At 69.9% G+C, this 13,364-nt stretch carries 10 protein-coding genes; 4 read left to right on the forward strand and 6 right to left on the reverse strand.

Features of this window, described 5'->3' with window-relative positions; translation table 11 throughout:
• Positions 1-2 precede the first annotated feature (2 nt).
• The 3 genes from RC1_RS18615 (at position 3) to RC1_RS18625 (ending at position 3,618) form a co-directional block, all read left to right on the forward strand.
• Positions 3-1,463 (forward strand): PepSY-associated TM helix domain-containing protein, encoded by a 1,461-nt coding sequence (locus RC1_RS18615; protein WP_012569010.1) that lies wholly within the window; start codon positions 3-5, stop codon positions 1,461-1,463.
• Between the two features lie 216 nt (positions 1,464-1,679).
• Positions 1,680-2,033 carry a hypothetical protein gene (locus RC1_RS18620; protein ID WP_012569011.1) on the forward strand — a complete coding sequence of 118 codons (354 nt, stop codon included), beginning with the start codon at positions 1,680-1,682 and terminating at the stop codon, positions 2,031-2,033.
• Between the two features lie 127 nt (positions 2,034-2,160).
• Positions 2,161-3,618, forward strand: coding sequence for a hypothetical protein (locus tag RC1_RS18625; protein ID WP_012569012.1), 1,458 nt, complete (start codon positions 2,161-2,163; stop codon positions 3,616-3,618).
• A gap of 20 nt (positions 3,619-3,638) precedes the next feature.
• On the opposite strand, the gene RC1_RS18630 is transcribed toward RC1_RS18625, so the two are convergent.
• From RC1_RS18630 to RC1_RS18640, 3 genes are all read right to left on the reverse strand, one after another.
• Entirely contained in the window at positions 3,639-4,625 is a 987-nt protein-coding gene (locus RC1_RS18630; RefSeq protein WP_012569013.1) for an alpha/beta hydrolase, read from the reverse strand.
• 222 nt (positions 4,626-4,847) lie between these two features.
• Positions 4,848-7,991 (reverse strand): efflux RND transporter permease subunit, encoded by a 3,144-nt coding sequence (locus RC1_RS18635; protein WP_012569014.1) that lies wholly within the window; start codon positions 7,989-7,991, stop codon positions 4,848-4,850.
• A gap of 110 nt (positions 7,992-8,101) precedes the next feature.
• Positions 8,102-9,295: an efflux RND transporter periplasmic adaptor subunit gene (locus RC1_RS18640; protein WP_012569015.1), complete on the reverse strand. Its 1,194-nt coding sequence runs from the start codon at positions 9,293-9,295 to the stop codon at positions 8,102-8,104.
• Between the two features lie 200 nt (positions 9,296-9,495).
• Between RC1_RS18640 and RC1_RS18645 the strand changes: the two genes are divergently transcribed.
• Positions 9,496-10,176, forward strand: coding sequence for a TetR/AcrR family transcriptional regulator (locus tag RC1_RS18645; protein ID WP_234703798.1), 681 nt, complete (start codon positions 9,496-9,498; stop codon positions 10,174-10,176).
• Positions 10,177-10,186: 10 nt separating this feature from the next.
• On the opposite strand, the gene RC1_RS18650 is transcribed toward RC1_RS18645, so the two are convergent.
• Genes RC1_RS18650 through RC1_RS18660 form a run of 3 tightly spaced genes read right to left on the reverse strand, consistent with a single transcriptional unit; the run spans position 10,187 to position 11,795 of the window.
• On the reverse strand, positions 10,187-10,711 hold the full coding sequence (locus RC1_RS18650) for a periplasmic heavy metal sensor (protein ID WP_012569017.1): 525 nt from the start codon (positions 10,709-10,711) through the stop codon (positions 10,187-10,189).
• Positions 10,708-11,193: a hypothetical protein gene (locus RC1_RS20495; RefSeq protein WP_012569018.1), complete on the reverse strand. Its 486-nt coding sequence runs from the start codon at positions 11,191-11,193 to the stop codon at positions 10,708-10,710. The genes RC1_RS18650 and RC1_RS20495 overlap by 4 nt, the downstream gene beginning before the upstream one ends.
• Positions 11,190-11,795: a sigma-70 family RNA polymerase sigma factor gene (locus tag RC1_RS18660; protein WP_234703799.1), complete on the reverse strand. Its 606-nt coding sequence runs from the start codon at positions 11,793-11,795 to the stop codon at positions 11,190-11,192. Before RC1_RS18660 ends, RC1_RS20495 begins: the two co-directional genes overlap by 4 nt.
• Between the last annotated feature and the right edge of the window lie 1,569 nt (positions 11,796-13,364).

Raw genomic sequence — 13,364 nt, forward strand, 5'->3', positions numbered from 1 at the left:
CCATGCCCTTCGCGCCCTCGCCCGCGCTGGTCCGCCGCTCCCTGTCCAGTCATTCCTGGCTGGGTCTGCTGGCCGGGTTCCTGATGTACCTGATCTGCCTGTCCGGCGCGCTGATCGTCTTCGTGCACGAGTTCGAGCGCTGGGAGCAGCCCGACGTGCCGGAGTTCACCGGCTACGACCCTGCCATGGTCGCGCGCGCCTACGGGACGGTGATGGCGGGGGACGTCGGGGACACCCACCACATGTACGTGCTGCTGCCGACGGAGGAGATGCCGCGCCTGCTCATCGCTTCGGACACCGAGGGCTGGGCCGTCAACCCGGACGGCACGATCGCCGGCGGGGTCAGCCACGAGTGGACGCACCTGCTGGAGCATCTGCACGTCTATCTGCACCTGCCGTCCACGCTCGGGCTGATCGTCGTCGGTGCGTTGGGGGCGATGCTCTGCGGTCTGATCGTCTCCGGTTTCGTGGCGCACCCGCGCATCTTCAAGGACGCCTTCGCCCTTCGGCTGCGCGGGTCACGCCAGCTCGAACAGGCCGACCTGCACAACCGGCTCAGCGTCTGGGGGGCGCCGTTCCATCTGGTGATCGCGGTCACCGGGGCCTATTTCGGGGTCGCCACCCTGCTGCTGCCGCTGTTCGCGGGGACCTATTTCGGCGGCGATACCGAGAAGGCGATGGCGGCCGTGTTCGGGGCCGAGCCGGCGCTGGAGCAGTCGCCGGGGCCGCTGGGCATCGACCGGGCGCTGGCCGCGATGCCCGCCATCGCCCCGGGCACCCGGCCCTTCTACGTGACGGTCGAGGATGTCGGCACGCCGCAGCAGTACATGATCGTCGGGGCGCAGCATCCCGACCGGCTGATCTATGCCGAGCAGTACCGTTTCGATTCCACCGGCGCGTATCTGGGGCCGGCCGGGTTCGCCGACGGGGAGGCGGGCAAGCAGGTCCTGTTCTCCGTCTACCGGGTGCATTTCGGCCATTTCGGCGGTCTGCCGGTGAAGATCGTCTATGCCCTGTTCGGGCTGGCGCTGACGGTCGTCTCCGTCACCGGGGTCAATCTCTGGCTGGTCAAGCGGCGCCGCCGGGATGCCTGGAACAATGTCTGGGCGGGCGTCGTCTGGGGCGCCCCGCTGGCCCTGGCGCTGACGGCGCTGCTGTCGCTCGGCACCGGCATCGCCTCCGTCGTGCTGTTCTGGGGAACCCTGCTGGCGACGGCCGGGCTGGCGCAATGGTGGGATGACGAGGCGCGCACCCGGTCCCGCCTGCTGCTGGCAAGCGGCGGAGCAGTCCTGCTGGTCGTGCTGGTGCATGGGCTGCGCTTCGGCGGCGACGCCCTGGCCGGCGCCGCGCTCGGCGTCAACCTGACCCTGCTCGCCATCGCAGCCGGCCTGCTGCTGGCGGGATTTCGCCTGCGCGGGGCGCGCCGGCCGGCGGCCGTCACCGTCTCCACCCAGGGTGCCTGACCCGGACTGCCGCGTGGAGTCGGTGCCGCGGAGTACGCCCCAAGGGTAGCATGCATTTGAATGCAATCGCGCCATGATTGCTTTTGTGCCCCTGATGCGTATGCTCGGATGAACGGGAGCGTTCCGCGCGGGCGTTCCCGCCGGTCCTCATCCTGGCACGGGGGTGGAAATGCGTTCTGTCTGGAAGGCGGCGTTGCGGCCCGCCGCCTGGGCGTCATGGTGGACAGCCCCGACGTTGTGGAGGCCGGCGCCTCGGTCGGCCTCGGCAAGAGGATCGTCAGGAACCATCTCGCCACCTTCGAGACGCTGCAGATCGGCGACGAGACGATCCGCAATCCCAAGCTGTGCATCGTGCCGATGCACCGCTACAGCCGCTACCAACCGCGGTTCTCCCGCCTGAACGTCCAGGTCGAGGACCTGCCGCAGATGCTGATCGGGGCCGACTGGTTCCTGGCGCACCGCGTTCTCATCTCCAATTCGCAGCGCCGCGTCTATTTCACCTACAACGGTCGCAAGCCCATCTTCCAGACGGTGCCGCCGCCGGGTGAGGAGGACACGACGGACTCCTGATCCCCTGCTTCGGAGACCGCCCGCGGGGCGCGACAGAAGCCTGCCGGCGCGCTACTTTCTACCGAGTGGCGCCCGGGAAGGTTACAGGTGAGCCGGGGCTGCATCGGTTCCGAACGGGGAGCGGCCCATGCCCTATGGTGTTCTGACACCGTTCGTCCGCCGCTTCACGGCGTGGCTGGAGGATGTGCTCGGCACCGAAGCCGCCGGCGATGAACGCCATCCGGACGAGCATCTCTGGACGTCCGCGGCGTTGCGGCGGCGGTTGCGTGATTTCATCGAAGAACATCCCCAGGCTCCGGCCGCCTGTCTCAACCTGATCGGGCTGGACGTGCTGAAGGCCCATCTCGGGCCGCGCTGGCCGGCCGCTGCCACCCGCGTGCAGATGCTGGCCGAGCACATGCTGGTCGAGCTGTCCGGGCCGGACGATCTCTGGTTCCGCTTCGAGGACGACCACTACATCGTCGTCTTCGCCCATCTGGACAAGGCGGAGGCACAGGCCCGCTGCGCCCGCTTCATCGCCCGGCTGAATGCGCTCCTGCTGGGCACGCCCGATCTCACCGGCCTTGTCTTCGAGACGGTCCTGATCGACGCGCGCTCGCTGGCCGTCGAACGGGTGCCGCTCCACAGCATGATGGACGAGGCGGCCCCCGCAGCCCGGTCAGCGCCCGCGCCGCTTCCCTCGGGCGCGGCCGGGGCGACGTCTCCGGGTGCCCAGGGGGCGCCGGACGTGCAGGCGGAGGCTCCGCCGACGTCGGTAACCAGCCCCGGGACGGTCCCGGCGGCGGGTGTCGCCATGGCCCCCTGCGGGCCGGCCGAGGCCCGCACGGCCCAGCCCGTGTCGCAACCGCCGCAGCTTCCCACCCCGCCGCCCATCGAACTGCGCTACGAGCCGGTGTGGGACGTGCGCGCCGGTGCCGTGACCACCTATCTGGCCCGCGCCGTCCGCGAAGGGTCGGGCGGGATGCACGGCGTCGGCTACGATGTGCTGTCCGACCACCGCCCGGACTCCATCGCCTCGCTGGACGGGCTGGTGCTGATGGAGGCGCGGTCCGTTCTGGCCGAGCTGTTCGAGAACCGTTTCCGGCTCCTGATCTCCGTGCCTGTGCATGTCGAGACGTTGGCGCAGGCGGGGCGACGCAGCGCCTATATGGAGATCTGCCGGGAGACACCGCGCCACCTGACGCCCTTCATCCTGTTCTGGCTGCACGGGCTGGGTCCCGGCGTGCCGGCGGGGCGGCTGGCCGAACTGGTCGGGATGCTGAAGCCTTTCAGCCGGGCCGTGCTGGCGCATCTCGACCTGGGCCAGGTCGATCCCGGCCCGCTGGTGACGGGGGGCCTTTCCATGGTCGGCATGGACCTGCCGTTGCCGGTGCAGACGCCGGCGCGGCTGCCGGAGGTGCTCCGGCTCCTGTCCGCCCTGAACAGGCGCGGCCTGCGCCTCTATGCCGGGGGTATCCGGCACGGGGAGACGGCGACCGCCCTCGTCAAGGCGGGGGTCGATCATATCTACGGTCCCGCCGTGGGGCCGCTCCGTGCCACGCCGGAGCACATGCTCCGCTTCTCCGAGAGCGATCTGCACGCCTGATCCGGCCGAGCGGCCGGCCTTCAGCCGGTGCCGAGGCGGCCGCCGTCGAGATAGCGCAGCACCGCATCGGCCACCGGCGGGCGCCGTTGCAGCGTCCAGTGGTCGCTCAGCACGAACAGACCGTCCTCCGCCCCGTCCAGCCAGGCCTCGGCGGTGCGCACGACGCCGTCATTGTCGCCGTCCAGCCAGGGATTGATGCCCCGGCGGTCACCGCGGCCGGCCATGACCACGGCAAAGGGGAAGTCCGGGACGGGCAGGACGCGGGCGTGCCGGGGCAGGGTGGCCAGCCCGCCGGGGCCGGCGACTCCCAGCAGGGAGGTGGCGACCAGCCGGGCGGCAAGCTGGCTGCCCTGGTTCGGCGTGCCCAGCAGCACCGCGCGGCGGCAGTCCAGCCGCCGCCGCCATGCCGCGTCGGGCCGCAGCGAACAGCGCAGGATCAGTCCGCCCAGACTGTAGGCGACGAAGGAAACAGCACGGGCGCCGTGGTCGGCCAGGGCGTCCAGCACTTCTCCCAGGGCCTGGGTGTTCTCCTCCATGCCCCGGAACAGGCTGGCATAGCCGAGATTGACCGCGTAGCGGCCGTGCCGCCGCAGCGCCGTCTCCAGCGGCTCCATGGCATCATGCCCGCAGCCCAGCCCGTGCAGCAGGATGACGACATGGGCCGGCACCCGCAGGCCGTGCGGGACCGCAGCCAGACAGTCCGCCCGGCTGCCGGTCAGCACCCTGCCGCGGCCGGGGTCCAGCAGACGGTGCTGTCCGGTCAGCGCATGGTGCTGGACCCGCCATTCGCCGATGACGAAGACATCCGACCAGACATGGGCGCCGCCCAGCACGGGCACCGCCAGCCAGGCGCGCAGCGGCGTCTGTCGCAGGGGGATGCGCTCGCCCCGGGTGGGCGCGGCCTCCGGCCCGGGTCCTGATCCGGCGGCCGGGGGGACCGGGGCAAGAGAGCGGACCCGGGCGAGGCGGCGGGCCGTCAGGGTTGCCTTGGTCAGAGCGGCGTTCATCGGCGGTCCGGGGCGGGAAATCGGAAGTGTTACAGATTCCCTACAGCCCGGACCGTTGCCGGGACCTTAACCGCCGGGTCCCGGGCGCCTGGATGTCCCCGCCCCCCTCCTTCCGCACAGGTCGTTCCGGACAGGCCCTCCGGGGGCCGGAACGGAAACGGCGGCCGTAGCCGGCCGCCGTCCCCTGTCACCCGATGTCCGCCCGTGATGTCCGCCCGTGGCTCACTCGGCCGGGCCGGGCTGCTGTTGCGGTGCGGGGGCACCGCGCCAGCGGGTGGTCACCTTCATCACCGCGACGAAGAAGACCGGCACGAAGTAGATCGCCAGCACGGTGGCCGCGATCATGCCGCCCATCACGCCGGTGCCGATGGCGTTCTGGCTCTCCGCACCGGCTCCCTTGGCGATGGCCAGCGGCAGCACGCCCAGGATGAAGGCCAGCGAGGTCATCAGGATCGGCCGCAGGCGCAGCCGGGCAGCCTCGATCGTCGCCTCGATCAGCCCCATCCCCTGTTCGTAGAGCGACTTTGCGAACTCCACGATCAGGATGGCGTTCTTCGAGGCGAGGCCGATCGTCGTCAGCAGGCCGACCTGGAAGTAGACGTCGCTGGGCAGGCCGCGCCCCAGGGCGGCAACGACGGCCCCGAGCACGCCCAGCGGCACCACCAGCATCACCGCCGCCGGCACCGACCAGCTCTCGTAGAGCGCGGCGAGGCACAGGAAGATGACCAGGGTGGACAGAGCGTACAGCGCCGGTGCCTGTGCCCCGGTCAGCCGCTCTTCATAGGACAGGCCGGTCCATTCCAGGCCGATGCCCGGCGGCAGTCTGCCGACCAGTTCCTCCATCGCCGCCATCGCTTCGCCGGAGCTGATCCCCGGCGCCGCCGAGCCCTGGATGTTGACCGACGGCACACCGTTGTAGCGTTCCAGCTGCGGCGAACCGTAGGTCCAGTGCCCGGTGGCGAAGGCCGAGAAGGGGACCATCTGGCCGGACGCATTGCGCACATACCAGTTGTCGATGTCGCCCGGCAGCATCCTGTAGGGAGCGTCCGCCTGGACATAGACGCGCTTGACGCGGCCGTTGTCGATGAAGTCATCGACGTAGCTCGATCCCCAGGCCGTCTGGAGAGTCCGGTTGATGTCCGCGATCGACAGGCCCAGGGCGCGCGCCTTCTCCCTGTCCACGTCCACGCGGTACTGCGGGGAATCGTCCAGACCGTTCGGACGGACCCCGGCCAGACGGGGGTCCTGCGCCGCCATGCCCAGAAGCTGATTCCGGGCCTGCATCAGCGCATCGTGTCCGACGCCGGCGCGATCGACGAGCTGCATGTCGAAGCCCGTGGCGTTACCCAGACCGGGGACGGACGGGGGCATGATCGTGAAGACCATGGCATCCTTCACCCGCATCAGGGCGCCCATGGCCCTGCCGGCGAGAGCTTCTGCCTTCAGGGCGGGCGCGTCACGCAGCTCCCAGTCGCGCAGGCGGACGAAGGCCATGCCGGCATTCTGGCCGCGGCCGGCGAAGCTGAAGCCGCTGACCGTGAACAGGCCCTCGACCGCCTCCTTCTCCGTCTCCAGGAAGTGCTTCTCGACCGTCTTCGCCGTCTCCAGGGTGCGTTCCAGGGTGGCGCCCGGCGGCGCCGTCCACAGCACGAAGAGCTGGCCGCGGTCCTCCGTCGGCAGGAACGAGGTCGGCATGCGGGAGAACAGCACCCCCAGTCCGATCAGGATCAGGACATAGGCGATGCCGTACCGGCCCAGCCGGTTGACCGCCCCGCGGACGCCGCCCTGATAGGCGCGCAGGCTGCGGTCGAAGCCCCGGTTGAACCAGCCGAAGGGGCCGCGGGTGTGGGCGTGGCCCCCATCGGCATGGGGCTTCAGGATGGTGGCGCACAGCGCCGGCGTCAGGATCAGGGCGACCAGCACCGACAGGCCCATCGCCGAGACGATGGTCAGTGAGAACTGGCGGTAGATCACGCCCGCCGATCCGCCGAAGAAGGCCATCGGAACGAACACGGCCGACAGCACCAGCGCGATGCCGATCAGCGCCCCGGTGATCTGTTCCATGGATTTGCGCGTCGCCTCGCGCGGGGGCAGCTTCTCCTCCGCCATCACGCGCTCGACATTCTCGACCACGACGATGGCGTCATCGACCAGCAGGCCGATCGCCAGCACCATGGCGAACATCGTCAGCACGTTGATGGTGAAGCCGAAGGCCGAGAGGATGCCGAAGGTCCCCAGCAGCACTACCGGCACCGCGATGGTCGGGATCAGCGTCGCCCGGAAGTTCTGGAGGAAGACGAACATCACCAGGAAGACCAGGGCGATGGCTTCCAGCAGCGTATGCACCACGCCTTCGATCGAGAGCTTGATGAAGGGAGTGGTGTCCAGCGGATAGATCACCTCCAGCCCAGGCGGGAAGAAGGGCTGCAGGTCGGCCACGCGGGCACGCACCGCCTCGGCCGTATCGAGCGCATTGGCTCCCGTGGCGAGGCGGATGGCGAGGCCGGAGGCGGGGTTGCCGTTGTAGCGGCCCTTGATCTCGTAGCTGTCCTGGCCCAGTTCGACCCGCGCCACGTCGCTCAGCCGCACCTGCGAACCGTCCGCGTTGACGCGCAGCAGGATGCCGGCGAACTCGTCGGCTGTGCGCATGCGCGTCTGGGCAACGATGGTGGCGTTGAGCTGCTGGCCCGGAACCGACGGGGCGCCGCCGAGCTGGCCGGCGGAAATCTGTGCGTTCTCGGCCTCGACGGCGTTGATGACGTCGGTGACCGTCATCCCGTAGGAGTTCATCCGCTCCGGGTCCAGCCAGATGCGCATGGCATTCTGGGGGCCGAAGACGATCACGGTGCCGACACCGGGCACGCGGCTCATCGGGTCCTGGATGGTCGAGGCCACGTAGTCGGAGATCTCGCCCTCCGTCATCGAGCCATCGGCGGAGACGAAGCCCACCACCATCAGGAAGTCGCGCGCCGACTTCGTGACCGTCAGGCCGCGCTGCTGCACCTCCTGCGGAAGCTGCGGGATGGCAAGCTGCAGCTTGTTCTGCACCTGCACCTGGGCGATGTCGGGATCGGCCTCGGGCTCGAAGGTCAGGGTGATGCTGACATTGCCCTGCGAGTCGCTGGTCGAGGAGAAGTACCGGAGATAGTCGATGCCGGTCAGCTTCTGCTCGATCACCTGGGTGACCGTATCTTCCAGCGTGCTGGCGGAGGCGCCCGGATAGGAAGCGGTGATGGTCACGGCCGGTGGCGCGATCGTCGGATACTGCTCGATCGGCAGCCTGAAGATCGCAAGCGCGCCGGCCAGCATGATGACGATCGCAATGACCCAGGCGAAGATCGGGCGATCGATGAAGAACTTGGCCATGTGGGTGTCCTTTGCCGGCCCGGAGCGTCAGACGACGCGGGCCGCCCAGATGTCTGCCGCGCGCCTGCCGGCGCGGATGTGCCTGCCGCTGTCGGGCTGTTGCCCGGGTGTCAGTCCGCCTTGCGCGGCGCGGCGGACTGGCCGGTCGCCACCTGCGCGGCGGTCATGGGAACCGGCTTCACCGCGGCGCCGGGACGGATCTTCTGGAGCCCCTCCATCACGATCCGCTCGCCCGGCTTCAGCCCGGCGGAGACCAGCCAGTCGGAGCCGATGGCCTGTGCCGCCTGGACCGGGCGCGGGTTGACGGTGCCGTCATCGCCCACGACCCAGACCATGGCACTGCCGTCCGGCTGGCGCACCACCGCCCGCTGCGAAATCAGGATGGCATCCTCCCGTGCGCCCTGCAGCACCCGGGCCCGGACGAACAGGCCCGGCAGCAGATCCTGGTTGGGGTTGGGCACGACGGCGCGGAGCAGCACCGAGTTGGTGCCGGTATCCACGGTCACGTCGGCGAACTGCAGTTCGCCGGGGATGCCGTATTCGACGCCTTCGACCTCCAGCGTCACCGGGGTCCGGCCGTTGGTGGAGAGCACGCGCCCTTCGGCGATGTCGCGCCGCAGCCGCATGAGCTGCGAGACGGACTGGGTGATGTCGACATAGATCGGGTCGAGCTGCTGGATGGTCGCCAGCGGGTTGGCCTGATTGGCCGTGACCAGCGCGCCCTCCGTGACCGAGGACTTGCCGATCCGGCCGGAGATCGGCGCATAGACCTTCGTGTAGCCGAGATCGATCTGCGCCTTCTGCAAAGAGGCGCGCGCGGCGGCGACACGGGCTTCCCCCTGTCCTTCCGCGGCGATGGCATCGTCAAGCGCCTGCTGGCTGACGGTGCTGGTCTTCACCAGCTCGCGGTAGCGCTTGGCCTTGGCCCGCTGGGCCTTCAGGTTGGCCTCGGCCTCGGACAGCTCGGCCTTGGCGCTGGCGACCGTCGCCTCGTAGGGAGCGGGGTCGATCTGGTAGAGCTGGTCGCCCTCCTTGACCGTGCCGCCTTCCTGGAACAGTCGCTTCTGGATGATGCCGTTCACCTGCGGCCGCACCTCGGCGACGCGGAAGGCGCTGGTGCGGCCGGGAAGTTCGGTCGTCACCGGGACGGGCTTCGTCTCCACGGTGGCGACACCGACCTCCACCGGACCCTGCGGCCCCATGCCGGGCGGTCCGCCGGCCTGCTGCGGAGCCTCGCCGCAGGCGGCGAGCAGAAGGGTCACGGCCGCTGCGGCGGAGATCAGCGCCTTGTTCACTCGGGGCATGGGGAAACCTGTTCTGTCTCGAGTTCGGGCAGGCTGACCAGGGGTTGCCGCTTTGTCGCGTCGTGGCCCATGGACATGAACTGTCCCGTACAGTACATTCGCTGGGGGGATTACATAGCCTTTATGTGGCAATGCCGCAAGGGGAGGGGGAGTTGATGGTCGCGGAACACCGGGCCGGCCCGGGGGCCGGTCCGCGCAGCATGGCACGCCGTCGTGCCCTGCTGGACGCGGCGACGCGCCTGTTCGTCGAAAAGGGATTCGAGAAGACGACGCTGAGCGATATCATCGCTCTGGCGGGCGGGTCCCGGGCGACGCTCTATGAACAGTTCGGGGACAAGGAAGGCCTGTTCCGGGCTGTTCTTGAAGCGCACCAGGAGCGGTTCCTGGCAAACCTGGAATGCGTGGAGGCCAACCCTTCGCTGCGTCCCGAGGATGCGCTGACGCATATGGCGCGCGGCTTTCTGCGCGCCATGCTGCATGACGATTCCCTGTCGGTGCTGCGCGTGCTGGTCGCCGAGGGCGGGCGGGTGCCGGGAATCGCGGAGACGTTCCTGGCCATGGGACCGGACACCACGGCGGCCCGGGTGGCGGACTATCTGCGTGTGCTGAGCGCCAAGGGACTGCTGCGGATCGATGATCCTGCAATGGCAGCCCGGGCCTTCCTGGGCATGATCGTGGGCCGGCTGTTCCTCGACCGTCTGGTCGATCCGCAACGGGCGATCGATCCGGAGAAGGAAGACCTCTACATCCGCCGGGCCGTGCGACTGTTCCTGGCCGGGGCGGCCTGCTGTCCGCAGGCGGCGAAAGGACCGGGGGCGGAGGTGCCGCTCCGCCCCGGCTGTCCGGCCCCGGCGCTGGCCAGGATCGCCGGCGCTTCCTGATCTGTCCGGTTCAGTGCCCGGGGGCGCCCTCCGGCGGCGGGGGGGCCTCTCCCGGGCCGAAGCGGCCGGGACCGGCCGCGCCGGGCGGCGGGGGACTGCGCCGCGGTCCCAGCAGGAAGGGAAGCTCGGCCAGCCGCCTGCGGCCCTCGGGCGACAGTCTTGCCGCCGCTTCCACCATGGCCTCATGCTGGCGCTGCTCGAACCGCACCCGCTCCTGCGTGCCGCGGTCGAGGGCCGCCCGCAGGGCCGCCGGATCGAACGGCTCCGCGGTCAGCGCGGCGCTGGTGGCGCGGATGTTCTCCTCCATCAGCCCGCCCAGCTCGCGGAAACCGTCGCGCGGGCGGAGGACCGTCTGCAACACCTCGGCATCCGCCGGGGGCAGCCCCTTGCTGATCCGCTGCGCCATCGCCTCCGGATCAGGGCGGAAATGGGGGGGTTCCGGCCCGGCCAGCAGCGGTGGCAGAAGCGCCCCCGCCAGGAACAGATTGAGGGCGACGGACCCCGCCAGGGTCCAGTCCTTGCGCGTCATGGTCATTGCACGTCACCGGCCATCGCTGTCAGGGTGAGGGGCGGAAACAGAAGGGCGGGGCTGCCCGTCGCCGTCCGGCTGTCCAGGCGGATGATGCCCAGCACCAGACCCGCCGCCAGCGCCCCGGCCATCAGACCGGCCCGGGGCCAGCGCCGGACCGGCGCCGTCATCCAGGGGAGCACCGCCGGCCGCGGCGGCCCGGCCGTTCCGTCCCGTGCGGCAGGCAACATGTCCGTCAGGACCCCGGTCGGGCTGTCGGGCAGTGTGGCCGCCAGAGCGCCGCGCACGACGCGCTCCACCGCGTCGGGCGGGGGCGGGAGGCGCAGCGCCTCCAGCATCATGTCCAGCGCCTTTTCGCGCTCCAGCAGGGCGACCGCCGTCGGCGACCGCGCCAGGAGCTGCCGGGCGGGTTCTCTCTCCCGCTCCGGCCAGCGGTCGATGTCGGCGCCATGGCATGCCGCCATCGTCTCGAATTCCGTTTCCGTCATGGCACCCACTCCGCCCCCATCACCCCCAGGGTCTGAAGCCTTCCCCGCAGCGCCCGCCGCGCCCGGGTCAGCATCTGTTCCACAGCGCCCGTCGTGACGCCCATCACCGCAGCCGCCTCCGCCGCGGTATGGTCGTCGTAGTAGCAGAGTGCGACTGCCGCCCGCTGCCGTTCCGGCAGGCCGTCCAGCGCCTGCGACAGCAGGTCGGCCGTCTGGCGTTCGGCGATCCGCTGCGGTGCCGGGCGCTCGGGCGCTTCGGGCTCTGCGATCTCCTCCAGCGTCAGCCCTGCCGGACGGCGGCGCCGGTCCAGGCAGAGATTCAGCACGATGCGGTGGAACCAGGTGGTGAAGCGCGCCCCGCCGTCGGGGTTCCACCGCTCCGCCGCCCGCCAGACACGCACCATCGCCTCCTGTACGATGTCCTCGTCCTCACCGGCGCCGCATCCCAGGCGGCGCGCCAGGGCAAGGGCGCGCGCTGCGTGCCGTCGGACCAGCACGGCGAAGGCCGCACGGTCCCCTGCCGACACCCGCTCCATCAGGTCCTCGTCGGTCGCTCCGTCCAGAAGTGACTGGACGGATGCGCCCCGGACGTTCGCATCCACGATCGACCGCCTCCGCATCCTGTCGCCCCCTTATACGGCGGGTCCGGGATTTCCTGACGCCGCCGGGCGTATCCCCACGGTCTTCCCCCCGGCACGGGGCAGGACATCGCCGCGACGGGCCGGGCGGCACCGGCGGCCGCCCCGGGAATCGGAAGAGTTTCCCGGGGCGGCGTCGGCTTTTCCTCCGGGATGCGTACAAGGATGTGCCGGCGCGACGCCGGACCGGCGCCGTCCTGATCCCGCGGTGCCGGGTTTCCCTTCAAGGATCCGTTACGGCGCCGGCCGGCCATGCCCCGCCGCCAGTGCCGCGGGCGGCCGCCCCGACCTCCCCTCCGGGGGCGGCCGCCCCCCTTTCCAGGGTCACGGCCACGCAGTCCTCAGGCGCCGGCCGTGACGCACGGCGTTTCCGCAAGGCTGTGAAGGCGTCGCGCGCATGGGCGGGCTCTTGCCTGCGACCAGGGGGCAGCCTACTCCTTAAGTCATATAAAGCGACGGATTTCCCGAGAGTGACGCTCACCGCCCCGGCCAGCGTTGGCGAGAACGGTGTGCCTGGGCTGCCTGGAGGGCACCGGGCGCGTTCCGCCGTCCATTCGCGTGACAGGGCGTCCGGGGCGGAGCGGGGGCCGTCCCCGGGTGACCGCGGGCGCCATGGTCTGTTCGGCTGGCTGGTCGTCTTTCTCTGGGTCTTCTTCGCGCTCCTGCCGCCGGCGCTTCCGGCGTGCCAGCCGGCTGCGTTGGGGGCGGCGCTGCTGGCCGCGACCACCGACGATCCCCTGATCCTGCCCGACGCGCGCACGGATCGTCTGATCGAACGCAGCATGCCGGGGCCGGGCGGCGGCGACACCCCGCTCCCTGTGGCGGCAGCCGCGGTGCATCCCCCGCTCCAGCTCCGGTCTCATCCAGCAGTGCGTGGCTCTGTCGCGCGCCGGCAGTCGGCCGGGCTGCGGCCGGCACCGCGGGGACCACCCGCCGCCTGACCCGGGCGCATGCTCATCCTGAACAATCTGACATGAAGAAACCGCGCGCGGAATGCAGGCGTGCGAACGGTTATTATTTGTATTTTTTCAGAAATCGCAAATGCAGGATAAAGACATGGGGGCGAAAATATCAATTGATATTCATGGCTTCTGTTGATCTATTGGGGGTGCTTGCCGATTCCTGGTGAGCGCGTTGTTCCAACTGCCAATATCAACTGGCCCGCGCCATCGGGGACGCCCGGCGGCGCGGGTTTCTTTTTGTCCGGAGCCAGGGTCGGAAGCGGGCGGGCCGGTGGGCGATGTTTCCACCTTCAGGGGCACGCTGCACCGCTACGAAGGCGCGGGGGGGGGGAGCCGGCAGCAGAAAACCCGGTCCCGTCCGGGCGGTGAAGAGGCCGTCCTTGGTGCTGTCAGGCGCTGTATTGGGAAAAACCATCAAGAAAACTTCACCCAAAGTTGAGATTGAGTCGGGGAAAGAGGGTTGCCCGCCCTCCTTTCCGAGTGTATTAATTCTTAAAAGAAATACAGATATGGTTAACACGTTAGCACAAGACGGCAGACTGGATGGAGATGATCTGTCCGACCCTGTCTG

Origin of the sequence: Rhodospirillum centenum SW (genome assembly GCF_000016185.1) — a bacterium.
Lineage (GTDB): Bacteria > Pseudomonadota > Alphaproteobacteria > Azospirillales > Azospirillaceae > Rhodocista > Rhodocista centena.